Below are 23925 nucleotides of genomic sequence, written 5' to 3' on the forward strand. Positions count from 1 at the left end.
GCGGTTCTGGCGTCGTCCTGATCAGGCGGTGGACCTCGCGATTTACCCGTGTCATATCGTGGCCGTCATGGACTTCGCGATGTCAGCCAAGGCGCAGGATTACCACGACCGGTTGACCGGCTTCATGACCGAACTCGTGTTCCCGGCCGAGGAGTCCTACCACCGCTACCGCGCCGAGGCCGGCCCCGACGACCACACCGTCCCGCCGGTGGTCGAGGACCTCAAGAAGGAAGCCAAGCAGCGCGGGCTGTGGAACCTGTTCCTGCCCTCGGAGTCCGGGCTGTCGAACCTGGAGTACGCGCCGCTGGCCGAGTTGACCGGCTGGAGCATGGAAATCGCGCCCGAGGCCACCAACTGCGCCGCCCCCGACACCGGGAACATGGAGACCCTGCACCTGTTCGCCACCGAGGAGCAGCGCAAGCAGTGGCTCGAGCCGTTGCTGGCCGGTGAGATCCGCAGCGCGTTCGCGATGACCGAACCGGCGGTGGCCTCCAGCGACGCGCGCAACATCGAGACGACCATGCTCCGCGACGGCGACGACTACGTCATCAACGGCCGCAAGTGGTGGATCACCGGCGCCGCGGATCCGCGCTGCAAGATCCTGATCGTGATGGGCCGCACCAACCCCGACGGGCCCAGCCACCGTCAGCAGTCGATGATCCTGGTCCCGGCCGACACCCCGGGGGTGGACATCCAGCGCTCGCTACCGGTGTTCGGCTGGCAGGACCAGCACGGGCACTGCGAGATCGTGTTCGACAACGTGCGGGTGCCGGCGTCGAACCTGCTCGACGAGGAAGGCTCCGGGTTCGCGATCGCGCAGGCCCGTCTCGGGCCGGGCCGTATCCACCACTGCATGCGCGCCATCGGCGCAGCCGAGCGGGCACTCGCGCTGATGGTCGACCGCGTGCAGAAGCGGGTCGCGTTCGGCAAGCCGCTGGCCGAACAGGGTGTGGTGCGTGAGGCGATCGCGAAGTCGCGCAACGAGATCGAGCAGACCCGGCTGCTGTGCCACAAAGCGGCCTGGACCATCGACCAGCACGGCAACAAGAGCAAGGACGCCCAGCTGCTGGTCGCGCAGATCAAGGCCGTCGCACCGCAGATGGCCTGCGACGTGATCGACCGCGCCATCCAGGTGCACGGCGGCGCCGGGGTGTGCGACGACTTCCCGCTGGCCCGGCTGTACAGCTGGCACCGCGCAATGCGGCTGTTCGACGGGCCCGACGAGGTGCACATGCGCACGATCGCGCGCGCCGAGCTCGGCAAGGAGAAGTCCCCTCTGGCGCGGGCGGTGACGCAGTAGTGCCCTTCTCCGGCGGTGAGCTCTCGGGCGCCTGGAACTTCCGGGACGTCTCGGAGCAGACCGGTATCGCACCGGGGCGCTTCTTCCGCGCCAGTGAGCTCTCCATGCTCGACGACACCGGCCGTGAAGCGCTCGCCGGCTTCGGTGTCACCGACGTCGCGGATCTGCGGACGTCGCGGGAGCTGGAGCGGCACGGCCCGGGCCTGGTGCCCGCGGGCGTGGAGATCCATCACCTGCCGTTCGTCGAGACCATGGCCGCCGACGGGGAGTCCCCGCACGAGCACGCGTTCCAGCGGATGATGACCGACAAGCCTGACGACGAGCCCGTCGCCGAGGCCGCGGCCCGGTACATGACCGAGGAGTACGGGCGGATCGCGGCGGCGCCGTTGGCGCGCCGCGCGGTGCACCGCGTGGTGACGCTGCTCGGCTCCGACCGCGCCGTGCTCGCGCACTGCTTCGCCGGCAAGGACCGCACCGGTTTCACCATCGCGGTGGTGCTGGAGGCCGCCGGTGTCGACCGCGACGCGATCATGGCCGACTACCTGCGCAGCAATGTCGCGGTGCCGCAGTTGCGGGAGAGCATCCTCGAATCGGTGCGGGCGCGGGCGGCCGAGGCCCCCGAGATCATGCAGTTGGCCGAGGCCCGCCTGACCGACGCGGTGCTCGGCGTGCGCGAGCAGTACCTCGACACCGCCCGGCGCACGATCGATGCCGAATTCGGCTCGCTGGCACGCTATCTGGAAGCCGCCGGATTGACCGACGACGACGTCCGCCGGCTCCGCACTGCCCTGCACGGCTGAGCCCGACCCCCGACTTCCGCCGAAATCGCATTCCACGCGGTCTGCGCGCGGTTTCGGCCGCGTGGAATGCGATTTCGGCGGTGAGCTACCCGGTCAGCAGCACCCCGACGACCCACGCCACCGTAGCCAGGAGCGCGCCGGTGAGCTCGACCCCGACCGACAGCGCGACGCCCTTGACCGCGTGCCAGGTCGACGCCCACGCCCGCGTCACGTCGCGCCGGATTCCCATCTCCGCGGCGAAAACCCCGAGCACGAAACCGATCAGCAAACCGATCACCGGAATCACGAAAAACCCGACGACGCCGGCGATGCCCCCGACGACGAGCACCGAGGTGCGCACGTCGGCGCGCCGCATGCGCTTGACGGGCCAGGTGTACTTGATCACCTGGGACGCGACGAACAGCGCGGCCGCGACACCGAACACCACCCAGGACACCGTGCTGTTCACCACGAACGCCCACACCGCGATCGCGCCGATCACCAGGATCCCGCCGGGCAGGATCGGCACCACGATGCCGACCAGGCCGACGGCGATCGCCAGCGCGACGAGGACGAGGCCGCCGGTGCTCATGCCGGCGAGCCTACGTGGTCACGGTTTGCGGCCCCGGACCCATTGCACGGTGCCGATAGTCTTGGTGCGCACGCCGACCATTCCGAGGTCTTCGAGGGTGTCGCCGAGCTCGTCGTCGCCGAAGACGTGCGCGCCCGCATTGGGCAGGTAGCGCAGCAGGTTCGCCGCCGGGCCGGCTGTGGGCACCATGACCGCCATCCGCCGCCCGGGCCGCAACACCCGGACCATCTCGGTCAGTGCCACCGCGGGGTCGGGGATCAGCTGCAGCATCGCGATCGACACCACCGCGTCGAACGACTCGTCCCGGAACGGCAGATGTTGCGCGTCGGCGCGCAGGAAGCCGACGTTCGGCCCGGCCTCGGCGGCCACCGCCCGCGCCAGCATCGGTTCGGAAATGTCCACGCCGAGGGCCAGACCGCCGGGGCCGACGGCGCGGCCCAGCGCGGCAGTGACATTGCCCGGGCCGCTGCCGACGTCGAGTGCGGTGCCGCCGACGGGGATGTTCAGCCACTCGGTCGGTTCGTGCCAGGCCGTCATCAGCCGCCGCATGACCGTCTGGGCGTTGTCGTAGAACAGCGACCCGAGCTGCGACGCCCACAGCGCCTGGATCGCGCCGCGGTTCTTCTCCTGCCCGTCGCCGAGCAGGTCCAGATACCCTCTGCTCACATCGGGATGCTCCGGCGGATCGATCAACAGCCGCTCGGCCATGCGCAACGCGGATTCAGTCATGTCACCACGGTACGCCCGCCGCTCATGCGCCCAGCTTCTCCGCCAGGTCCAGGAAATCGTCTGCTGTGACGTCGAATTCGCCGGCGGCCGGGCGATCCGGCGTACGGTCGGGACCCCGTTCGAGCGGCCGGTGCACATATGCCGTGGCCAGCCCTGCATCACGCGCGGCGCGTAGATCGGACGGGTGCGCGGCGACGAGCATCAGTTCGCCGGGCGCCACATCGAGGATCTCGGCGCAGCCCAGGTAGGCCTGCCGGTCGGGCTTGTAGTGGCGGAAGATCTCGGCCGACAGCACGCAGTCCCACGGCAGCCCGGCGTGTCTGGCCATGTTCGTCAGCAGCGACACGTTGCCGTTCGACAGCGTGGTGATGACGAATCGCCGCTTCATCCGCATCAAGCCCGCCACGGAGTCCGGCCACGGATCCAGACGGTGCCAGGCCCGGTTGAGCTCGTCGATCTCGTTGTCGCTCACCGTGATCCCGGCACCGGCGAGCAACTCGACGAGGCGGCCGCGGTGCAGGTCGTCCAGGCGGGTCCACGGCAACTCGCCAGTGCGCACCCGGTCCATCGCCGGCGCGTAACCGGCCCGCCAGTCGTCGGCGAACCGCTGCCAGTCCGCCGACACACCGTTGCGGCACCCGAACTCGGCGAGTTCGGAGATGACGCTGGAGCGCCAGTCCACGACGGTGCCGAACACGTCGAAGGCCAGCGCGCGAATACTCACGGCTCCAGGACGAGCTTCCCGTTGACCGCCCCGTCGGCGAAGGCCTGTAGCGCCGCCACCCCGTCCGAGAGCGGAAACCGCACCGGCTCAGGCGGTTTGAGGCCGTTGTCGACCAACCCCGCCAATGCGGCACCGACCTCGGCCTGCGCTCCGGGGGTGCGGTTGACGAATTCGCCCCACCCGACGCCGACCACACTGACATTGCGCAGTAGCAACCGGTTGACCTTGACCGTCGGGATGCCGCCGGCGGCGAAGCCGATCACCAGCAGCCGGCCCTCGGTGGCCAGCGCGCGCACGGCATCGTCGAACGCGTGCCCGCCGATCGGGTCCACCACCAGGTCGACGCCCCGGCCACCAGTCTCGGCCTTGACCGCCTCGAGCCACCCGTCGGTCAGCGGCAGCACCACGTCGGCGCCCAGGGACTCCACAAACCCGGCCGCCGACGGGCGGTGCACCATCGCGATCACCCTTGCGCCCAACGCTTTCGCGATCTGCACCGACGCCGTCCCGATCCCGCCACCGGAACCGAGCACCAGCACGGTCTCACCGGCCTGCAGCCCGCCGCGCCGGTGCAGCGCGAAATACATCGTGTAGTAGTTGCCCAGCAGGCACACCGCCGACCCGTCGTCGAGCGCTGCGTTGGTCGGCACCACGCTGCCCACCGGCACCGCGACCTGCTCGGCCCACGCGCCCAGCAGGCTGAACGCCGAGACCCGCTGCCCGGCAACCAAACCCGAATCCTCCGGAGCAGACCGCACCGTGCCCGCGACCTCGAGGCCCGGCACGAACGGCGCCGGAACCTTCATCTGGTACTCACCGCGCAGCATCAGCAGGTCGGGGAAGCAGACGCCGGCGGCACCGACGTCGAGGACGACGGCATCGCCGCCGCGCACCTCCTCGACGTCGGTGTACGCCAGCCCCGCCGGACCTGTCAGCTCCTGTGCGACAAGCGCTTTCACTACTGTCAGCCGAGGCTGAAGGTTGCTCGCTCGGCTGCCGACAGATCGGTGATCTCGCCCCACTTGGCGGCGACATCGTCGACCGACGGCACCTCGGTGAACGTCACGCCGCTGTTCTGGAACAGCGCCACCCGCTGCACCTTGCCGCCGCCGACGATGAACACCGAGGCGGTGTCCGGCACCTCTTCGGTGCACAGGTAGGACACGATCGGCGCCACATATTCGGGGGTCAGCTTCTCGAACACTTCAGGCGGCAGGATGTCCTGCGTCATCCGCGTCGCGGCGATCGGCGCGATCGCGTTGGCCTTGATGTTGTACTTCGCGCCCTCCTGGGCCAGCGTGTTGATCAGGCCGACCAGACCGAGCTTGGCGGCACCGTAGTTGGCCTGCCCGAAGTTGCCGAACAGCCCGCTGGTCGACGTCGCGACCACGACGCGGCCGAAGCCGTTCTCGCGGAAGTGCGGCCACGCGGCGCGGATCACGTTGTATCCGCCGTACAGATGCACTTTGAGCACGGCGTCCCAGTTGCCGAACTCCATCTTGTGGAAGGTGCCGTCGCGCAGGATGCCCGCGTTGGAGACCACACCGTCGACCTTGCCGAATTCGTCGACGGCGGTCTTGATGATGTTGGCCGCCCCCTCGGGCTCGGCGACGGAGTCGTAGTTCGCCACCGCGCGGCCACCGGCGTCCTTGATCTCCTTGACCACCTCGTCGGCCATGGCCGACCCGGATCCGGTACCGTCGCGCGCGCCGCCGAGGTCGTTGACGACCACGCTGGCGCCCTCGCGAGCGAGCGTCAGTGCGTACTCGCGGCCGAGGCCACCTCCGGCACCCGTGACGACGATGACACGATCCTGCACTCCTGGCACTGATGTTCCTCTCTTAGGGGTTCGACCGGCTTAGAACAGCTTGCGCGCCAGCTTCCACGCCTTCTCTGTATACGGGGGGTAGATCATGGCGCCGAGGTCGGGTCGGGTCGGCTTGGTCAGCACCGACTTGCGGTGGCTGAACTCCTCGAAGCCGAACTTGCCGTGGTAGGCGCCCAGACCGGACGGTCCGACGCCGCCGAACGGCAGCTTGTGGGTGGCGAAGTGGAAGATCAGATGGTTCACCACCATGCCGCCGGCCGGCACCTCCTTGATCACCCGCTCGCGCACCGCCTTGGCCTTGGTGAACAGGTATGCGGCCAAGGGCTTCGGCCTGGAGTTGACGAAAGAGATTGCCTCGTCAAGGTTCTGCACGGTCACCACGGGCAGGATCGGGCCGAAGATCTCGTCGGTCATCAGCGGCTCGGCCGGATCGGGGTCGACCACGACGGTGGGTGCGATCTTCAGGGCTGCCGCGTCGGAGCCGCCGCCGACGGCGACCCTGCCCTTGGTGGCGGCCAGCGCGCTGGAAAGCCGGTTGAAGTGGCGCTCGTTGACGATCTTCTTGCCGTCGGCGTTGCCCGCCTCGAACGTGTCGATGGCCGCGCGGATGCCGTCGACGAGCTTGTCGCGGATCGGGGCCTCGGCCAGCACGTAGTCCGGTGCGATGCAGATCTGGCCCGAGTTGATCAGCTTGGTCCAGGCGATGCGCTTGGCGGCGACCTCGATGTCGGCGTCGGCGGCCACGATCACCGGGCTCTTGCCGCCGAGCTCGAGGGTGACCGGGGTGAGGTGGGCGGCGGCGGCCTCGTACACGCGGCGGCCCACCTCGGTGCCTCCGGTGAAGATCAGGTGGTCGAAGCCCTGCGCGATCAGCTCCTGGCTGACCGCGCCGTCCCCCTCCACGACGGCGATCGCGTCGTTGTCCATGTAGCGCGGCACCAGTTCGGCCATCAGCGCCGACGACGCCGGTGCGACTTCAGACGGCTTGAGCACCGCAGTGTTTCCGGCGGCGATGGCCCCGACGGCGGGGCCGAGGGTGAGTGCGAACGGGAAGTTCCATGCCCCGATGATCAGCACGGTGCCGTAGGGCTCGTACTCGACCCAGCCGCGGCCGGGCAGCTGGGACATCTCCAGCAAGCGGTAACGCCGTTTCATCCACTTGCCGACGTTCTTGGCCGCGTAGGCGGCTTCACCGGCGGTGCTGGCGATGTCGGCGAGCCACGCCTCGAACGGCGCGCGGCCCAAATCCTTCTCCAGTGCTTCGGCGATCGCGCCCTCGTTCTCGGTCATCAGCCGTTCGAGCGCGTGCAGCTGCTCCTTGCGCCACTGCACGCTGCGGGTGCGGCCGGTGGCGAACGTGGCCCGCAGCTTGCTGACGACGGCGGGGATGTCGGTACTGGTCACGGCGGCGGCGGCCTGCGCGGGTACGACGGATTCGGTGGTCATGACGGGTCCCTTCCTGACCTGGGGGAGTACCCGCATCGTAACCAACCACCCGGTTGGTGAACAGGTGTCAGGTTCGCACCGCGGTGGTGAACGTCGAGAAGGACTGCTCGTCGCTGTCGGCGATCTCGACCAGACGGTCCAGCCGCCGCATCTCGTCCTGCGAGGGCACCTCCCGGGCCGTCCAACCGTGCGCGGTCAGCCATTCGGCGACATTCGCACGGTCGGGATCCTCATAGGTGAGCTCGGTGATGTCCATGGGCTCGACGTCGATCTGGGCGGTGATGGCCGCGAAACGGTTCCGCATCCGTTCCCGGCGCTCCTGGGCGTGAATGCCCATGGATTCCGCGGCGACCCGGCTTCCCGGCGCGCTCATGTCGGTGATCTGCGCGAACAGCCGGTCCTGCGCGTCGGCCGGCAGGTACATCAGCAGACCTTCGGCGAGCCACGCGGTGGGCCGGCCCGGATCGAAGCCGGCGTCGGTGAGCGCGGCCGGCCAGTCCTGCCGCAGATCGATCGGCACCTCACGGCGGTCGGCGGTGGGCTGCACGCCGTGCGCGGCCAGGGTCGAGGTCTTGTACTGGAGGACCAGCGGCTGGTCGATCTCGTAGACCACGGTGCCGGCCGGCCACGGAAGCCGGAACGCGCGCGAATCCAGGCCGGAGGCGAGGATGACGATCTGGCGGATGCCGGCGTCGACCGCGGCGGTGAAGAACGCGTCGAAGAAGTGCGTCCGCACCGCCTGATAGTTCTTCATGTGCTCGAACAGCGTCCCGATCTCGGGATCGGACTCGGTGACCCTGCCGACGAAGTCGTCGTCGGCGATGTACTGCCAGGACCCGGCGCCGGCTCCGGCCACCAGGATCTCGGCGTACGGATCGGTGATGAGGGCGTCCCGGCGTTCGGTCTCGGCCGCTCGCGCGGCGGCGACCATGACGGCGGTGGCCCCGACGCTGGACGCGATGTCCCAGGTGTCGTTGTCGGTGCGGAGTGAACTCATGACAGCGCTCTTTCGCTCGGACGAGGCATTACATTGCAAGCCTAACTAAGCGACTCGCGTCAAACCGGCGCCCGCACCACATTCACAGGGAACATTCAGAAGGGAAGGTTATTCGCTGAGATTCCACAACTTGTTGGCCAGCAGCAGCTCCAGCTTGTGCACCACGGCGCCCAGTTCGCTGCGGTCGCCGACGAACCCGGCATAGAAGCCCATCCCCCACACCACCGCGACCAGCATCTCGACCAGGTGGTTGACGTCGGTGTCGGTGCTCAGCTCGCCGCGCGCCACCGCGTCGTTGACCGCCCACGACACGAAGTCACGGGAGTTCTTCAGCGAATCGTGTTCGTCATTGCTGAGTTCGGGGTGACGCTGCGATTCCAGCACCGAGGTCACGAGGAAAGCCGCCGCCGATCGGTCCTCGGCGTCGGCCTGGGTGGCCACCGACACGAACGCCGACAGCCGCCCGATCAGCGTGGTCTGTTCGTGCGCCCGGGCGATGCCTGCGCTGACGATCGAGGCGTTGGTCTGCTCGACCACCTCACCCCATAAAACCCGTTTGCTGGCGAAGTAGTGATTGATGGCTGGACGCGTGAGATCCGCACGGATCGCTATGGCTTGGAACGTCGCGGCGTCGTAGCCGAGTTCGCTGAACACCTCGCGGGCGGCATGCAGGATGCGCTCCCGAGTTTCAGCGGCCTTCGCTGCGGGAGGACGTCCTGGACCTCGACTAGCCGTATACGGCACGGTCAAATTGTGCCACACGTCACCTGGGCCCCGGTGACACGTCCTCGACCCGTTACCCGAGGGTGACCTGACAGCAAACTCCGACGCCAGAACCGCGGCCCACGGCGGGCTCGCGCACCGGCACGGGACTGTTCCCCATGCCGGGATGCGAACTAATGTTCTCCCTCATGGGGGCTGTGGCGTCGCGGGAGTCGTTCTTCGAGGCGGGGCTCGACGTGCTGTCCGACCTCGGGTACGGAGGTCTGAAGCTCGCGGCGGTGTGTGACCGGCTCGGTGTCACCACGGGCTCGTTCTATCACTACTTCTCGAACTGGCCCGCGTTCACACAGCAACTCGTTGCGCACTGGCATGAGGGCATGACGCTGGAGATCGTCGAGGCCGTCCGGCCCGAGACCGACCCGCGCCGCCGCATCGACCGGCTGATGGAAGCCGGCCTGACGCTGCCGCACGGCGCCGAAGCCGCCATCCGGGTGTGGAGTGCGGTGGCTCCGCAGGTGCGCGCGGTGCAGGAGGCCGTCGACCGGCAGCGCTTCGACGTGATGTACGACGCCGCGATGGAGATCCTGCACCAGCCGCGACAGGCGGAGTTGTTCGCCGCCTGGGCGGTGTATGTGCTGGTCGGGTACGAGCAAGCCACGCTGCCCCCGGATGTCACCGGGCTGGGCTGGATCGTCGGCCAGCTGAGCGAGGCGCTGGACTCCGGCCAGTTCTCCTCGGTGCCCGAACGTGAGTGAGGCCGCCGCCGGCTCCGAGGTCGACGAGGTGCCGGTCGAGCACGTCGTCGCGATGCTGCGGGAGCGTCTCTACGGCGCGATCTCCTGCCTGGCGACGCTGGTCGTGCTGACGCGCTACACCGAGGACGACACCAGCGGGTGGGCCCGGATGCTCGACGTCGGGATCACGATGGGCGGGCTGTGGGCGGCCAGCCTGCTTGCCGACTGGGTCGCGCACATGAGCGTGCACGGGCCAAACCCGCGGGGCGTGCAGTTGTGGCGGATGCTGCAGGCGTCCGGACAGATCCTGCAGGCCGCGCTGCTTCCGCTGCTCGCCCTGGGTACCGCGGCGATCAACCTGTTGGACACCGACACCGCGATGTGGATCGCCATGTGGATCCTGGTCGGCGAGCTGGGATTGATTGCGCTGCTGGGCGTCCGGCGGGCCCGGCTGCGCCTGTGGCAGCAGATCCTGACGGTGCTGGCGCTCACCGGCATCGGCCTGCTGGTGATCGGCATCAAGGTTCTCGCGCACTGATGGCCGCGGCGCTGCGTGACCGCGTCGCGCGGCGAATCGCCCAGCGCGATCCCGAGAACGATGCGCTGCGCCGGGCGCTGCGGGCGGCGGTGGTGGTGCCGGTGGCCGCCGGCCTGAGTTTCGTCGTCGCCGGCGACAACGCGCAGACCCCGCTGTTCACCATCTTCGGTTCCATCGCGCTGCTGGTGTTCTCCGATTTCCCGGGCAACCGGCAGAACCGGGCCGTGGCCTACGCCGGGCTGGGCTTCAACGGGTTCGTGCTGATCACTCTCGGCACGCTGGTCGCACCGCATCCGTGGCTATCGGTGGCCGCGATGTTCGCGGTCGGGGTGGCGGTCACGTTCTCCGGGGTGCTGAGCGAGACCATCGCGGCGGGGCAGCGGGCCACGCTGCTGACGTTCGTGCTGCCCGCGTGCACACCGCCGGGCCCGATCGGTGACCGTTTGCTCGGGTGGGCCATCGCGCTGGCGGTGTGCGTGCCGGCGGCGCTGTTCCTGTTCCCCCCGCGGCATCACGGTCAACTGCGGCGCCGGGCCGCGCGCGTGTGCAGCACCCTGGCCGACCGCATCGACGGTTCCGCGTCGGCCGACGACGTCGCGCGGGCGATGGACGCTCTGCGCCGGACCTTCCTCGGCGCCGACTTCCGGCCGGTCGGCCTGACGGCGGGCAGCCGCGCCCTGGTCCGCGTCGTCGACGACCTCGAGTGGGTGGCCGACCGCGTCGGGCAGAGCACCGGGGTCACGCTGCGCGACCGGGACGCGGTGGTCCGCGTGCTGCGGTGCGCCGCCGCGGTGTTGCGGATCGCCCGACCGGCCGACCGGGACCGGGCCCGCGCCGACTTGGACGCCGCACTGACCACGCTGCGCACCGTGGCGCGCGGCCGCTGGCGGGAGGACCTGGACGCGATCCTGAGCGCGCCCGACGACGAGCAGGCCATCGAGATGGGCCGGAAACTGTTGCGCCGGCGCACCATCGCGGCCACGATCGGCGCCACCGGACGCATCATCGCCGCGGCGGCCGCCGCCGACGCCCGCCCGGTGTGGGCCCGCGCGCTGGGACGGCGGCTCCCACCCACCGGCGCCTCGGACCGGCTGCTTTCCGAGACCGTGGCCGCCGCGCAGATCACGTCGGGCTTCCTGGAGAACCGGTCGGTGGTGGTGCGCAACAGCCTGCGCACCGGGCTCGGCCTGGCGCTGGCGGTGGCGGTCACCCACGTGTTCCCCGTCGAGCACGGTTTCTGGGTGGTGCTGGGCGCGCTGTCGGTGCTGCGCAGCAGCGCGCTGACCACGGGCACGCGGGTGTGGCGCGCGGTGTTCGGCACCGGCATCGGCTTCCTGCTGGGCGCTGCGCTGATCAGCCTGGTCGGCGTCGAGCCGGTGGTGTTGTGGATGCTGTTGCCGCTGGTCGTGTTCGGGTCGGCGTATGTGCCCGAGATCGCGTCGTTCACCGCGGCGCAGGCTGCGTTCACGATGATGGTGCTGATCTCGTTCAACCTGATCGTGCCGACCGGGTGGCAGGTCGGGCTGATCCGGGTCGAGGACGTCGTCGTGGGAGCCCTTGTCGGCGTGGCGGTGTCACTGCTGATGTGGCCGCGGGGCGCCACCGCGTCGGTGACCAGGGCCATCGACTCCGCCCGCGCGGTGTTCGCCGGCTATCTGCGGGCGACGGTCCTGCGGATCACCCGCGGCGCGTTCGAGGAACGCACCGACGAGGTCGCGACGCTGGGCCACAACGCCCTCGACGCATCGAGGGTCATCGACGACGCTGTGCGACACTACCTTTCGGAAAGCAGCGGGGAGACCGACTTCCGGGCGCCGATCGTGCGGTCCTTCAACCGGGCGATCCGGCTGCGCGGGGCCGCCGACCTGGTCGCCGACATCCCGACTCCCCCGCCGCTGGGCGCGTATCCGAAGGTGCGGGCGGTGCTGGAGGAGCACACCGAGGCGATCTGCGCGCGGGTCGCCGGACGTGACGCGGACCGGCCGCAGGCGCCGATCAGCGACGACTTCGTGCGGGCCCTGCGCGCGGAAGCCCGCGACGACGACCTCGGGGTGTCCGCGGCGCTGCCGCTGTTGACCGCGGCCGCCGCGCTGGGCGAGCTGGAACTCCTCTACCCCCAGCAGGCCCACGCCGAGTGAGGTCAGTCCAGCGGACGGTGCGGCATCAACGCGTCCGGCGGGATCACGCCGAACTTGCCGGCCTGGAAGTCCTCGACTGCCTGGATCAGCTCGGACTTGGAGTTCATCACGAACGGCCCGTACTGGAACACCGGCTCGCGGATCGGCTTGCCGCCCAACAACAGGACCTCCATCGCGGGACGGTGCGAGTCCTGCGCGCCGTCGGCGGCCACGGTGATGCGGTCGCCTGGCCCGAGCACCGCGAGCTGACCCTGCTGGATCGGGTGCGCGACGGGCCCGACCGAGCCGCGCCCGGACAGCACGTACACCAGTGCGTTGAAGTCCCGGTTCCACGGCAGGCTCAGCCGCGCGCCGGGCTCGATCGTGGTGTGCGCCAAGGTGATCGGCGTGTGCGTCGCACCGGGGCCGCCCCGGCCGTCGATCTCACCGGCGATGACGCGCACCAGCGCCCCACCGTCGTCGGACGACAGCAGCGCCACCTGGTTGCCCTCGATGGCCTGGTACCGCGGATCGGCGAACTTGTCCTTCTTCGGCAGGTTCACCCACAGCTGGATGCCGTGGAACAGGCCGCCGCTCTCGACGAGTTCGGCCGGCGGAGTCTCGATGTGCAGGATGCCGGAGCCGGCCGTCATCCACTGGGTGGCGCCGTCGGTGATCAAGCCGCCGCCACCGTGGCTGTCCTGGTGGGCGAAGCGGCCGTCGATCATGTAGGTGACGGTCTCGAACCCGCGGTGCGGATGCCAGTCGGTGCCGCGCGGTTCGCCCGGCTCGTAGTCGACCTCGCCCATCTGGTCCATGTGGACGAACGGGTCGAGGTCGCGGGGGCTGACGCCGGCGAACGCGCGGACGACGGGAAAGCCCTCGCCCTCGTAGCCGCGGGGGCCGGTGGTGACCGTGCGGACGGGGCGCTCGGTGTCGGCCGGTCCGGCGCCCGCGATGCGGGGAAGGGTGAGCGTGTCGGCGGTGATGGCAGGCATGCCCGAATCAACCGGACCAGAGTCCGATTCATTCCCGGGCGGACCGAGCCGACCCGGGCGCACACTGGGACCCGTGACCACTCCGCAGGTCGGTGAGCGCAAGCTGGTGAACTTCGCGTCGCTGGTCGATGAGAAGGCGCTCGCGCAGGCTGAGTAGACCGCGGCGTTGCCGTTCGTCCACCCGCACGTGGCGCTGATGCCCGACGCCCACTTCGGCAAGGGTTCAGCGGTGGGCACCGTGATCCCGACCATCGACGCGGTGATCCCGGCCGCGGTCGGCGTGGACATCGGCTGCGGCATGATCGCCGCGCGCACGGTCTACACGGCCGCCGATTTCAAGAACCGCGACCTGCGGCTGCTGCGCCGATCCCTTGAGGCGGCGATCCCGCTGTCCCCGGGCAACGACAACGCCACGACCAACCGGTACCCGTTCACCGAGCAGCGGATCGAGGAGCTGCGTTCGCGGGCCGGCGTCGAGGGGGTGAACCTGTCACACTCCCCGAAGTGGCCCCAGCAGCTCGGTTCGCTGGGCGGCGGCAACCACTTCATCGAGCTCTGCCTCGACGAGCAGTCGCGGGTCTGGATGTTCCTGCACTCGGGGTCGCGCGGCGTCGGCAACAAAATCGCACAGCACCACATCAAGCAGGCTCAGCATCTGTGCAGGCACGTCGACCTACCCCACGTCGATCTGGCGTATCTGACCCACGGCACCCCGCAGTTCGACGACTATCTGCGTGACTTGCACTGGGCGCAGCGGTTCGCGCTGGACAACCGCGCCGAGATGATGGACCGGTTCCGGCAGGCGCTGGCGCGCTGGATGGGGCTGGCCGTCGAGGACGCCGCCGAGATCGAGGTCGAACGCGTCAACACGCACCACAACTACACGCAGCTGGAGAACCACGGCGGCCGGGAGGTGTGGCTGACCCGTAAGGGCGCGATCGATGCCCACGAGGGTGTCCGCGGGATCATCCCCGGCAGCATGGGCACCCGCTCCTACCTCGTGCGCGGCAAGGGCAACCGCGCCGGCCTCTGCTCGGCGCCGCACGGCGCGGGCCGGCGCTTCTCGCGCGGCGAAGCGCGCCGACGGTTCACCGCCGCCGACCTGGCCGCCCGGATGACGGGTATCGAATACCGCCACGGCGAACAGTGGGTGGACGAGATCCCGGACGCGTACAAGGACATCGACCAGGTGATGCACGACGCCGCCGAACTGGTCGAGGTCGAGCACACACTTCGCCAGGTGCTGAATGTGAAGGGCACCTGAGCGCGGGTATCCCCGTCCCCACGGAAGGAGATACCGGTGACCGAACCGAACGAAGACGCGACCTGGCAGGTCGTCGTCGGCACACAGCACGACCCGGGCAATCCCGCGAACGGAGCCGAGGAGAGCGTTCTCGTCCAAGGGGCCGAGGACGAAGCCCGGCGGGTGTACGCGGACGCGACCGCGCAGGCGGCCGACCGCGGCTATTCCTCTGTGAAGCTGCGCCGCGGCGGCACCGATGTCGAAGCGTGGCCGCAGGCCACCGGGTGGACGGTCTAACTCAGCACGGCCAGCGCGGCGGCGCGGGCCTCGGCCGCAGTGGCGGTGCCGAGCACCGCGTCGGCCGCGTCGCGGCACTGCTGCAGGGTGACCTGCGCGAGTTTGGCTCCGACGCCCTGCACCGCGGCGGCCGCGGCGGACAGCGACGTGACGCCGAAGCCGGTGAGCACACACGCCAGCAGCGGATCGGCGGCCGCCTCACCGCACACCCCGACCGGCTTGCCTGCGGTGTCGCCCGCCTTGACCGTCATCGCGACCAGCGCGAGCACCGCGGGCTGCCACGGGTCGGTGAGCGTCGCCAGATCGGCCGACATCCGGTCGGCGGCCATCGTGTACTGGGCAAGGTCGTTGGTGCCGATGGACAGGAAGTCGACGTGCTCAAGGATCCTCTCGGCCAGCAGCGCCGCGGCGGGCACCTCGATCATCACCCCGGGGGTCAGCCCGTGTGAACGAGCTTTGGCCGCAAAGTCTTTGGCCTCCTCGGCGGTCGCGATCATCGGGGCCATGACCCACGGCGGGTTGCCGGTGCGCTGCCCGGCGGCGGCGATCGCCTCGAGCTGGCGGTCGAGCAGCCCGGGGTTGTTGGCGGCGATGCGGATGCCGCGCACGCCGAGTGCGGGGTTGGCCTCGTCGGGATGGCCGGCGAACTTGAGCGGCTTGTCCGAACCGGCGTCGAGGGTGCGGATCACCACCTTGTTGCCAGCGAACGCCTCGAGCACCTCAGCGTAGATGCTCGCCTGCTCGTCGACGGTGGGTTCGGTGTCGGTGTTCAGGAAGCACAGTTCGGTGCGGAACAGGCCGATGCCCTCGGCGGGGGTCTGGCGCGCGGACCGCGCGGCGGCGCCGTCCTGGACGTTGGCCAGCACCGCGACGGCGTGCCCGTCGGCGGTGGCGCCGGGGCCGGACCAGTCGGCCGCCGCGTCGGCGGCGCGTTTGGCCTCGGCGACCGCCTCGCGGGCCGACGCCTCATCCGGTGAGACGGTGACGGTACCGGTGGTGCCGTCGACGAGCACCATCGTTCCGGCGGGGACGTCGTCGAGTCCGGCCACGGCGACGACGCACGGGATGCCGAGCTGGCGCGCGATGATCGCGGTGTGGCTGGTCGGTCCGCCGAGGGTGGTGGCCAGTGCGACGACGAGCGCTGGGTCGAGCCCGGCGGTGTCGGCCGGCGCCAGGTCCTCGGCGCACAGGATCGACGGCTCATCCGGTAGCGGGACGCCGGGCTCGGGCAACCCCTGAAGTTGGGCGATCACGCGGTCGCGGATGTCACGCAGGTCGGTGACGCGCTCGGCCATCAACCCGCCGAGTTTGGTGAACATGTCGACGAACTGGTCGATGGCGCCGTCGACCGCGCGCACCGCGGGCGCGCCCGCTGTGATGCGCTTCTCTGCCGCGCCCAGCCAGCCCCGGTCCTGGGCCAGTGTCGCGGTGGCGGCGAGCACCTCCGACGCCGCACCGGTGGCGTGGGCGGCCCGCTCACGCAGCCGGCCGGCCACGGTGGCCGCGGCGGCGGTGAAGCGTTCGACCTCCGCGGGCCGCTGATCCTCGGGCAACGCGGCGGCGTCGCCGGCACCAGCCGGGATGTCGGGCAGGGTGCCGGGGCGGATCACCGGCGCGTATTGGACACCGGCGACGACGGGCACCCCGTGCAGGACGGTGCCGGCCTGTGAGCTGAGTGAGGGCGACGCGGTCATGTGAACCAGATTACAGAAATCTGTTGACAAGTCAACACGTTCAGGAGTAAAACCAAACATAACAACATTCGGTTGGTTGGATTCCCACACTTACGGAGGCTGATGTACCCCGAGGAACGGCAGCAGGCGATCGCCTCGCTGGTGATGTCGAAGGGGCGGGCGTCGGTGACCGAACTGGCGCACGCCTACGACGTCACCACCGAGACCGTCCGCCGCGACCTCGCCGTCCTCGACAAGGCGGGCATCGTGCGGCGTGTGCACGGCGGCGCGGTGCCCGTCCGCGCGCTGCATCTGGTCGAGCCCGGCGTCGGGGAACGCGACGTCACCCGCGCCGAGCACAAGGACGCCATCGCCGCGGCCGCCGCGGAGTTCTTCCCGCTCAGCGGCGCCAGCGTGCTGCTCGACGCCGGTACCACCACGATGCGGATCGCCGCCCAGATCCCCACCGACCGCGAGCTCGTGGTGGTCACCAACTCGGTGCCGATCGCGGCCCGGCTGGCCACTGTGCCGTCGGTGTCGCTGCAGCTGCTCGGTGGCCGGGTGCGCGGGGTCACCCAGGCCGCCGTCGGTGAGCAGGCGCTGCGCGTGCTGGACACCCTGCGGGCGGACATCGCGTTCATCGGTACCAACGCCCTGAGCGTGCGGCACGGCCTGTCCACCCCCGACAGCGACGAGGCCGCCGTCAAGCGGGCCATGGTGCGGGCCGCGAATTACGTCGTGGTGGCCGCGGATTCGTCGAAGGTCGGGCGTGAGGACCTCGTCAGCTTCGCCCCGATCTCCAGTGTGGACACCCTCATCACCGACCCCGAGATCTCCGCCGCCGACACCGCCGAACTGGGCGAGCACGGCGTCGAGGTCATCTGCGCAGGAGGCCGCCCGTGATCGTCACCGTCACCGCCAACCCCAGCATCGACCGCACGGTCACACTGCCGTCACCACTGACCCGCGGCGCGGTGCACCGCGTCACCTCGGTGACCAATCAGGCCGGCGGCAAGGGGGTCAATGTCGCCAAGGTGCTGACGATGGCCGGCGTGGACGCCGTCGCGGTGCTGCCGGCCGCCGCCAACGATCCGCTGCTGAACGCGCTGCAGGACGCCGCGGTGCCGTACCGCATCGTCACCGCCGCCGAACCCGCGCGCACCAACCTGACTGTCACCGAACCCGACGGCACCACCACCAAGATCAACGAGCCCGGAGCCGCACTCGACGATGCGGCGCTGCAATCGCTCACCGACGCGGTGCTCGACGCTGCGGTCGGCGCCGACTGGGTGGTGATGTCGGGATCGCTGCCGCCGGGCGTCCCGGCGTCCTGGTACGGCGACGTCGTCGCGCTGCTGTCGGCGCGGGAGTGCCGGGTGGCCGTCGACACCTCCGACGCGCCGCTGGCCGCGCTGGTCGACGCACTCGCCCGAGGCGCCCCCGACCTGATCAAGCCGAACGCCGAGGAACTCGCCGGCGTGCTCGGGCTGTCGTCGCAGGTTTTGGAAGACGCGGTGGCCCATGGCGATCCGGAGCCGGTGGTGTCCGCCGCCCGGCAGCTGATCGACCGAGGTATCGGCGCGGTGCTGGCCACCCTCGGCGCGGCCGGGGCCGTGCTGGTCGATCGCAACGGGGCGTGGATGGCCACCCCGCCGCCCATCGTGCCGCGCAGCACCGTCGGTGCCGGCGATTCGTCGCTGGCCGGATACGTGCGCGCCGAGGTCGGTGGCGCGGTGCCACCCCAGCGGCTGCAGATGGCCGTCGCGTACGGCAGCGCCGCGGCCGCACTGCCCGGCACCACACTGCCCTCCCCCGCCCAGATCGACCTGAATGCCGTTCAGGTGTCACCGATCTCGCCCATTCCCGCCACCCAGTAGCGACAAGAGGACGAAGGTAATGCCATGACCACCTCCACCACCCCGATCATCACGCGTGACCTTGTGCTGCTCGACGTCTCGGTCGACGGGGACAAGCAGGCTGTCATCGCCCGACTGGTCGCCGCGCTCGCGTCCGCCGGGCGCACCGACGACGCCGACGGACTGGTCGGCGCGGCGATGACGCGCGAGGGCCAGTCGGCCACCGGCCTGCCCGGCGGCATCGCGATCCCGCACTGCCGGTCGCCGTACGTCGACACCCCGACCATCGGGTTCGCCCGGCTGCAGCCCGGCGTGGACTTCGGCGCGCCGGACGGACCCGCCGACCTGGTGTTCCTGATCGCCGCACCGGAGTCAGGCGGGCAGGAGCACATGAAGCTGCTGTCGAGTCTGGCACGGGCATTGGTGCGCAAGGACTTCGTGGCCTCGCTGCGAGAGGCGACCTCGGCCGACGAGGTGGTCGGGCTCGTCGACGGGGTGGTCAACCCGGCGCCCGCCCCGGCTGCGACGCCCGCAGCGGCATCTTCTCCGGCTTCTCCGACGCCCGCCGCCCCAGCGACTCCGGTCGAGACGCCGGCCGCCAAGACCGTCGTCGCGATCACCGCGTGCCCGACCGGCATCGCGCACACCTACATGGCCGCCGACGCGCTGGCCGCCGCGGCCAAGGAGGCCGGGGTGAACCTGGTGGTCGAGACCCAGGGCTCGTCGGGCAGCACTCCGCTTCCATCGGACACCATCGCCAAGGCGGACGCGGTCATCTTCGCCACCGACGTCGGGGTCAAGGACCGGGGCCGCTTCGCCGGCAAGCCGGTGGTGGCCTCCGGGGTGAAGCGCGCGATCAACGAGCCGGCCAAGATGATCGCCGAAGCGGTTGCCGCAGCCGACAATCCGAATGCCGCGCGGGTTGAGGGGTCCGGCGCGGCGACGGCGGCGGCGCCGTCCGGAAACGTCGGCTGGGGCACCCGCACCCGGCAGATCCTGCTGACCGGCGTGAGCTACATGATCCCGTTCGTCGCCGCCGGCGGTCTGCTGATCGCGCTGGGCTTCCTGTTCGCCGGGTACGAGATCGCCGACACCGGCAACGACATCGCGCTGAACAATTCGCTGACCAACCTGCCGCCGGGCGGGTTCCTGGAGTACCTGGGCGCGATCCTGTTCACCTTGGGCGGGCTGGCGTTCAGCTTCCTGGTGCCGGCGCTGGCCGGCTACATCGCGTTCGCGATCGCCGACCGGCCCGGTATCGCCCCCGGCTTCACCGCCGGCGCGCTGGCGGTGTTCATCGGCGGCGGCTTCATCGGCGGCATCGTCGGTGGTGTGCTGGCCGGCTTCGCGGCACTGTGGATCAGCAATCGCAAGGTGCCGCAATGGTTCCGGGGCCTGATGCCGGTCGTGATCGTGCCGCTGGGTGCGTCGCTGTTCGTCGGGCTGATCATGTTCTTCCTGGTGGGCCGCCCGCTGGCGCTGATCAACACCGGCTTGACCAATTGGCTGTCCGGGCTGTCCGGCACGTCGGCGGTGTTCCTGGGCATCATCCTGGGCCTGATGATGTGTTTCGACCTGGGCGGTCCGGTGAACAAGGCCGCGTATGCGTTCGCCACCGCCGGGCTGGCCGCCCAGACCACCGCGTCGTTCGAGATCATGGCCGCGGTGATGGCCGCCGGCATGGTGCCGCCGCTGGCGATGGCGCTGGCCACCACGATCCGGCCACAGCTGTTCAGTGAGCCGGAGCGGGAGAACGGCCGGGCCGCTTGGCTTCTCGGTGCGTCGTTCATCTCCGAGGGCGCCATCCCGTTCGCCGCGGCCGACCCGCTGCGGGTGATCCCGTCGATGATGTTCGGCGGCGCCATCACCGGCGCGCTGTGCATGGCGTTCGGTGCCACCTCGCGGGCCCCGCACGGCGGCATCTTCGTGCTGTTCGCCATCGACAACAAGCTCGGGTTCCTCATCGCGCTGGTGGCGGGCACCGTCGCCGCCGCGCTGGCCGTGATCGCGGCCAAGCAGTTCATCAAGGCCGGTGACAAGGCCGAACCCGAACTCGTCACCGCCTGACCGGTTTCCACCCCACACCCATAAAGGAGAATCCATGCCCACCAAGACCGTCATCGTCGGATCGGCCATCGGCCTGCACGCCCGGCCCGCCGCGATCATCGCCGAGGCCGTGGTCGAGGCCGGGGTGCCCGTCACGCTGTCGATGGACGGCGGTGAGCCTGTGGACGCCGGCTCGGCGCTGATGATCATGACGCTCGGCGCCAGCAACGGCGCCGAGGTCACTGTGTCGTCCGACGACGAGGCCGCGCTGAACAAGGTCGCCGAGCTGGTCCAGCAAGACCTCGACGCGTAGCGCCCAATCCCGCCGAAATCGCATTCCACGCGGCTGAAGCGGTCCAACGACCTCAACAGACGCGATCTCGGCGCCAAGAAAGCGGAATGACCCCCGTCCCGGCGCCCTTAGCATTGCCGATGTGCATTCAACACGTAGCCCGAGGCCAGTTTCTCGGGTTGCGCGACGATGGGCGGCGAGTTTGCTGCCAGATCGCCGGCACAGCGTGTGCCGGTCAGGTGAGGCGGGGGGTGACATCGCGTGCGGCGTATTGGTGCGCTGATCGCCGCGCTGTCGCTGGTACTGCTGACAGCCCCGCCCGCAGGTGCGATCGAGCCGCCGATCATCGATCCGGCGGCGATTCCTCCCGACGAAACCGGCCCTGACCAGCCGATGGAGCAGCGCCGCATCTGTGCGGCGCCGACCGTGTTCCCCAATTCGAATTTCGCCGACCGGCCCTGGGCCAACGATTACCTGCGGCTGCCCGAGGCGCAGAAGTTCGCAACCGGGGCGGGGATAACTGTGGCCGTCATCGACACGGGCGTGAACGGTTCGCCGCGGGTGCCGGCCGAACCCGGTGGTGACTTCGTCGATCAGAGCGGCAACGGCATGTCGGACTGCGACGCGCACGGCACGCTGACGGCGGCGGTGATCGCCGGCCGGCCGGCACCGACCGACGCGTTCATCGGCGTCGCCCCTGACGCGCGCATCCTGTCGCTGCGGCAGACCTCGGACAGTTTCTCCCCGGTGGGCGCCCGCAACGACCCCAACGATCCCAACGCGACCCAGACCGCCGGCTCACTGCGCAGCCTGGCGCGGGCGATCGTGCATGCGGCCAACATGGGCGCCCACGTCATCAACATCAGCGAGGCCGCCTGCTACAAGATCACCCGCCCCATCAACGAAGCCATCGTCGGGGCGGCGATCAACTACGCCGTCAACGTCAAGGGGTCGGTGATCGTGGTCGCCGCGGGCAACACCGGCAACGACTGCACCCAGAACCCGCCCCCCGACGCCGCGGTACCGGCCGATCCGCGCGGCTGGCGGGAAGTGCAGACCATCGTGTCGCCGGCCTGGTACTCGCCGCTGGTGCTCACCGTCGGCAGCATCGCCCCGAACGGTCAGCCCAGCGGGTTCTCGATGCAGGGACCTTGGGTGGGGGCCGCGGCGCCCGGCGAGAACCTCATCGCACTCGGGTACGACGGCAACCCCGTCAACGCGTTACAGGGCGAGGACGGACCCATCCCGATCAGCGGCACCTCCTTCTCGGCCGCCTACGTGTCCGGGTTGGCGGCGCTGATCAGGCAGCGCTTTCCGGAGTTGACGCCCGCCCAGGTCATCAACCGGATCACCGCCACCGCCCGACATCCGGGTGGCGGGGTCAACAACGTCGTCGGCGCCGGGGTGATCGATCCGGTGGCTGCACTGACCTGGGAGGTGCCGCCCGGACCGGCCGAGGTCCCCTACAACATCAAGGAGATTCCGCCGCCGGTGTACGTGCCGCCGCCGGATCGCAGCCCGATCACCGGGGTTGTGGTGGTCGGCGTCGGGGTGGCGGCGCTGCTCGGTATCGGAGCGTTGGCGCGGCGCGCGTTGAGGCGCCGATGAACAAGATCCTGTCCCTGTTCGGCCTGCGGTTCAGCGCTGGACATGCGCTGTGGGCGGCGGTGCTGATCCCGGCGTGCCTGCTGATTTTCGCCCAGCTGGACCTGATGTGGCTCGGCATCACGCTGTCGGTGCTGATCGGTCTGGCCGCGGTGGTGACGATCCGCGGCCGCCGCCCCGGCGGCTGGGTGGCTGCGCTGTTCGCGTGGCGGCGACGGCACAAGCAGGCGCCGCCGCAACCCTCCGAGCCCGCCGTGGGCGCGACCGTGATCCCCGGCGACCACGTCGCGCTGCGCTGGCAGGGCGACTACATGGTGTCGGTGATCGAGCTGATCCCCCGGCCGTTCACCCCGACGGTGATCGTCAACGGTGCGGCCGCCACCGACGACGTCGTCGACACCCAGCTGGTCGAAGAGCTGCTCGGCGCATACTGCCCGGACCTGGAGGCCGACATCGTTTCCGCGGGATACCGCGTCGGCAAGACCGCCCCGGCCGCGCTGGTCGCGCTCTACGAGCAGGTCGTCGGCCCCTACCCCGCTCCGGCGAGCCGCCGCACCTGGATCGTGCTGCGCGCCGATCCGGACAAGACGCGCAAATCGGCGTTGCGGCGAAACGACGGGGTGGCCGGCCTGGCGCAGTATCTGGTGTCGTCCACCACCCGGATCGCCGACCATCTGGCCGGCACGGGTGTCGACGCCCGGCCCGCGCGCAGTTTCGACGACTTCGACCGCGCCACCGAGATCAGCTACGAACGCGAGACGTGGTCGATGGTGAAGGGCCGCAGCACCTTCACCGCCGCCTATCACGCCCCGGGCGGCCCGGACGTGTGGTGGTCGGCGCGGGCCGATCACACCCTGACCCGAGTGCGGATCGCGCCGGGTTCGGCGCCGACCACGACCGTGTTGTTGACGACGCTGGCGAATCCGACCACCCCGCGCGGCTTTTCGTGTCTGTACGGCGGCCAGCGGGCAGCGCTACTGGGTGAGAACCCGGTGACCGACCGGCATTACGAGTTGCCGATCGGGTCCGCCGGGGTGCTCGTGGGAGAGACAGCGGACCGTTATCCGGTGTACATGCCTTTCGACGACGTGGACGTCAGCGTGAACCTGGGTAACGCCCGGTTGTTCACCCAGTTCGTGGTGAGGTCGGCGGCGGCCGGCGCGGTCGTCACCCTGCAGCCGCAGTTCCAAGAGTTCGCCGCGATCGTCGACGCCAGGATCGGGCAGGTCGCGAAAGTCGTGTGGCCGACCGCGACGACGTATCTTCGGCCGCATCCCGGAGTCGGCCGAGTCATGCTGCGGGACAACTTCATCGCCACTCCACGCCACAAGCAGCTGCCGATCCGGCTGATCAATCCGCGCGAGGAGAGCCGCTACCAGATGGTTCTGGAGCCATGACCGGGCATTCG

Annotated in this window: 22 protein-coding genes and 1 pseudogene; 13 read left to right on the forward strand and 10 right to left on the reverse strand. The window is 70.0% G+C overall.

Translation table 11 applies throughout. The features are described from left to right. Positions 1 to 79 precede the first annotated feature (79 nt). Positions 80 to 1300 (forward strand): acyl-CoA dehydrogenase family protein, encoded by a 1221-nt coding sequence (locus ACTWP6_RS13680; protein ID WP_260757884.1) that lies wholly within the window; start codon positions 80 to 82, stop codon positions 1298 to 1300. Beyond that, entirely contained in the window at positions 1300 to 2100 is an 801-nt protein-coding gene (locus ACTWP6_RS13685; protein ID WP_443187976.1) for a tyrosine-protein phosphatase, read from the forward strand. The genes ACTWP6_RS13680 and ACTWP6_RS13685 overlap by 1 nt, the downstream gene beginning before the upstream one ends. Before the next feature lie 85 nt (positions 2101 to 2185). Here the strand turns inward: ACTWP6_RS13685 and ACTWP6_RS13690 are convergent, their stop codons facing one another. The 8 genes from ACTWP6_RS13690 to ACTWP6_RS13725 form a co-directional block, all read right to left on the reverse strand. After that, positions 2186 to 2671, reverse strand: coding sequence for a DUF456 domain-containing protein (locus ACTWP6_RS13690; protein WP_443187977.1), 486 nt, complete (start codon positions 2669 to 2671; stop codon positions 2186 to 2188). An 18-nt stretch (positions 2672 to 2689) separates the two neighbouring features. Beyond that, entirely contained in the window at positions 2690 to 3400 is a 711-nt protein-coding gene (locus ACTWP6_RS13695) for a methyltransferase domain-containing protein (protein ID WP_443187978.1), read from the reverse strand. A 22-nt stretch (positions 3401 to 3422) separates the two neighbouring features. Continuing rightward, positions 3423 to 4124 (reverse strand): haloacid dehalogenase type II, encoded by a 702-nt coding sequence (locus tag ACTWP6_RS13700; RefSeq protein ID WP_443187979.1) that lies wholly within the window; start codon positions 4122 to 4124, stop codon positions 3423 to 3425. Beyond that, positions 4121 to 5083 (reverse strand): NADPH:quinone oxidoreductase family protein, encoded by a 963-nt coding sequence (locus ACTWP6_RS13705; protein ID WP_260756245.1) that lies wholly within the window; start codon positions 5081 to 5083, stop codon positions 4121 to 4123. Before ACTWP6_RS13705 ends, ACTWP6_RS13700 begins: the two co-directional genes overlap by 4 nt. 5 nt (positions 5084 to 5088) lie before the next feature. After that, on the reverse strand, positions 5089 to 5952 hold the full coding sequence (locus tag ACTWP6_RS13710) for an SDR family oxidoreductase (protein ID WP_260756244.1): 864 nt from the start codon (positions 5950 to 5952) through the stop codon (positions 5089 to 5091). Positions 5953 to 5982: 30 nt separating this feature from the next. Beyond that, entirely contained in the window at positions 5983 to 7398 is a 1416-nt protein-coding gene (locus tag ACTWP6_RS13715) for an aldehyde dehydrogenase family protein (RefSeq protein WP_260756243.1), read from the reverse strand. 67 nt (positions 7399 to 7465) lie between these two features. Next, on the reverse strand, positions 7466 to 8395 hold the full coding sequence (locus ACTWP6_RS13720; protein WP_443187980.1) for a class I SAM-dependent methyltransferase: 930 nt from the start codon (positions 8393 to 8395) through the stop codon (positions 7466 to 7468). A 108-nt stretch (positions 8396 to 8503) separates the two neighbouring features. Continuing rightward, a complete protein-coding gene (locus tag ACTWP6_RS13725) occupies positions 8504 to 9139 on the reverse strand; it encodes a TetR/AcrR family transcriptional regulator (protein WP_260756241.1) in 636 nt (211 codons plus the stop codon). A 167-nt stretch (positions 9140 to 9306) separates the two neighbouring features. On the opposite strand from ACTWP6_RS13725, the gene ACTWP6_RS13730 reads away from it, so the two are divergent. The 3 genes from ACTWP6_RS13730 to ACTWP6_RS13740 are packed head-to-tail and all read left to right on the forward strand — an operon-like array spanning position 9307 to position 12528. After that, entirely contained in the window at positions 9307 to 9873 is a 567-nt protein-coding gene (locus ACTWP6_RS13730; protein ID WP_260756240.1) for a TetR/AcrR family transcriptional regulator, read from the forward strand. Positions 9874 to 9925: 52 nt separating this feature from the next. Beyond that, on the forward strand, positions 9926 to 10390 hold the full coding sequence (locus tag ACTWP6_RS13735) for a hypothetical protein (RefSeq protein WP_443188020.1): 465 nt from the start codon (positions 9926 to 9928) through the stop codon (positions 10388 to 10390). Then, positions 10390 to 12528 (forward strand): FUSC family protein, encoded by a 2139-nt coding sequence (locus ACTWP6_RS13740; protein ID WP_443187981.1) that lies wholly within the window; start codon positions 10390 to 10392, stop codon positions 12526 to 12528. The genes ACTWP6_RS13735 and ACTWP6_RS13740 overlap by 1 nt, the downstream gene beginning before the upstream one ends. 2 nt (positions 12529 to 12530) lie before the next feature. Here the strand turns inward: ACTWP6_RS13740 and ACTWP6_RS13745 are convergent, their stop codons facing one another. Continuing rightward, positions 12531 to 13505, reverse strand: a complete 975-nt coding sequence (locus tag ACTWP6_RS13745; RefSeq protein ID WP_443187982.1) for a pirin family protein — start codon at positions 13503 to 13505, stop codon at positions 12531 to 12533. A 73-nt stretch (positions 13506 to 13578) separates the two neighbouring features. On the opposite strand from ACTWP6_RS13745, the pseudogene ACTWP6_RS13750 reads away from it, so the two are divergent. Both ACTWP6_RS13750 and ACTWP6_RS13755 read left to right on the forward strand, forming a co-directional pair. After that, positions 13579 to 14769 (forward strand): annotated as a pseudogene (locus ACTWP6_RS13750) (RtcB family protein). 36 nt (positions 14770 to 14805) lie between these two features. Next, positions 14806 to 15045, forward strand: coding sequence for a hypothetical protein (locus tag ACTWP6_RS13755; protein ID WP_260756237.1), 240 nt, complete (start codon positions 14806 to 14808; stop codon positions 15043 to 15045). Here ACTWP6_RS13755 and ptsP read toward each other — a convergent pair. Further along, positions 15042 to 16799: a phosphoenolpyruvate--protein phosphotransferase gene (gene ptsP, locus ACTWP6_RS13760; protein ID WP_260756236.1), complete on the reverse strand. Its 1758-nt coding sequence runs from the start codon at positions 16797 to 16799 to the stop codon at positions 15042 to 15044. The genes ACTWP6_RS13755 and ptsP overlap by 4 nt on opposite strands. Before the next feature lie 42 nt (positions 16800 to 16841). Between ptsP and ACTWP6_RS13765 the strand changes: the two genes are divergently transcribed. From ACTWP6_RS13765 to eccE, 6 genes are all read left to right on the forward strand, one after another. Next, a complete protein-coding gene (locus ACTWP6_RS13765; protein WP_260756235.1) occupies positions 16842 to 17621 on the forward strand; it encodes a DeoR/GlpR family DNA-binding transcription regulator in 780 nt (259 codons plus the stop codon). Next, positions 17618 to 18595: a 1-phosphofructokinase gene (pfkB, locus tag ACTWP6_RS13770; RefSeq protein ID WP_260756234.1), complete on the forward strand. Its 978-nt coding sequence runs from the start codon at positions 17618 to 17620 to the stop codon at positions 18593 to 18595. The genes ACTWP6_RS13765 and pfkB overlap by 4 nt, the downstream gene beginning before the upstream one ends. 24 nt (positions 18596 to 18619) lie before the next feature. Next, positions 18620 to 20641: a PTS fructose transporter subunit IIABC gene (locus tag ACTWP6_RS13775; RefSeq protein ID WP_260756233.1), complete on the forward strand. Its 2022-nt coding sequence runs from the start codon at positions 18620 to 18622 to the stop codon at positions 20639 to 20641. A gap of 34 nt (positions 20642 to 20675) precedes the next feature. After that, a complete protein-coding gene (locus ACTWP6_RS13780; RefSeq protein ID WP_260756232.1) occupies positions 20676 to 20933 on the forward strand; it encodes an HPr family phosphocarrier protein in 258 nt (85 codons plus the stop codon). Between the two features lie 240 nt (positions 20934 to 21173). Then, on the forward strand, positions 21174 to 22520 hold the full coding sequence (gene mycP, locus ACTWP6_RS13785) for a type VII secretion-associated serine protease mycosin (protein ID WP_443187983.1): 1347 nt from the start codon (positions 21174 to 21176) through the stop codon (positions 22518 to 22520). Then, positions 22517 to 23914: a type VII secretion protein EccE gene (gene eccE, locus ACTWP6_RS13790; RefSeq protein WP_443187984.1), complete on the forward strand. Its 1398-nt coding sequence runs from the start codon at positions 22517 to 22519 to the stop codon at positions 23912 to 23914. The genes mycP and eccE overlap by 4 nt, the downstream gene beginning before the upstream one ends. The last annotated feature ends 11 nt before the right edge of the window (positions 23915 to 23925 follow it).

It is taken from the genome of Mycobacterium sp. 4D054 (genome assembly GCF_052245755.1).
Taxonomy (GTDB): domain Bacteria; phylum Actinomycetota; class Actinomycetes; order Mycobacteriales; family Mycobacteriaceae; genus Mycobacterium.

Excerpts from the sequence above, each read along its gene's own strand:
- ACTWP6_RS13680 (WP_260757884.1), top strand. The coding sequence starts at position 80 with ATGTCAGCCAAGGCGCAGGATTACCACGACCGGTTGACCGGCTTCATG.
- ACTWP6_RS13690 (WP_443187977.1), bottom strand. The coding sequence starts at position 2,671 with ATGAGCACCGGCGGCCTCGTCCTCGTCGCGCTGGCGATCGCCGTCGGC.
- ACTWP6_RS13695 (WP_443187978.1), bottom strand. The coding sequence starts at position 3,400 with ATGACTGAATCCGCGTTGCGCATGGCCGAGCGGCTGTTGATCGATCCG.
- ACTWP6_RS13715 (WP_260756243.1), bottom strand. The coding sequence starts at position 7,398 with ATGACCACCGAATCCGTCGTACCCGCGCAGGCCGCCGCCGCCGTGACC.
- ACTWP6_RS13720 (WP_443187980.1), bottom strand. The coding sequence starts at position 8,395 with ATGAGTTCACTCCGCACCGACAACGACACCTGGGACATCGCGTCCAGC.
- ACTWP6_RS13730 (WP_260756240.1), top strand. The coding sequence starts at position 9,307 with ATGGGGGCTGTGGCGTCGCGGGAGTCGTTCTTCGAGGCGGGGCTCGAC.
- ACTWP6_RS13735 (WP_443188020.1), top strand. The coding sequence starts at position 9,926 with ATGCTGCGGGAGCGTCTCTACGGCGCGATCTCCTGCCTGGCGACGCTG.
- ACTWP6_RS13740 (WP_443187981.1), top strand. The coding sequence starts at position 10,390 with ATGGCCGCGGCGCTGCGTGACCGCGTCGCGCGGCGAATCGCCCAGCGC.
- ACTWP6_RS13745 (WP_443187982.1), bottom strand. The coding sequence starts at position 13,505 with ATGCCTGCCATCACCGCCGACACGCTCACCCTTCCCCGCATCGCGGGC.
- ptsP (WP_260756236.1), bottom strand. The coding sequence starts at position 16,799 with ATGTTTGGTTTTACTCCTGAACGTGTTGACTTGTCAACAGATTTCTGT.
- ACTWP6_RS13765 (WP_260756235.1), top strand. The coding sequence starts at position 16,842 with ATGTACCCCGAGGAACGGCAGCAGGCGATCGCCTCGCTGGTGATGTCG.
- ACTWP6_RS13775 (WP_260756233.1), top strand. The coding sequence starts at position 18,620 with ATGACCACCTCCACCACCCCGATCATCACGCGTGACCTTGTGCTGCTC.
- ACTWP6_RS13780 (WP_260756232.1), top strand. The coding sequence starts at position 20,676 with ATGCCCACCAAGACCGTCATCGTCGGATCGGCCATCGGCCTGCACGCC.
- eccE (WP_443187984.1), top strand. The coding sequence starts at position 22,517 with ATGAACAAGATCCTGTCCCTGTTCGGCCTGCGGTTCAGCGCTGGACAT.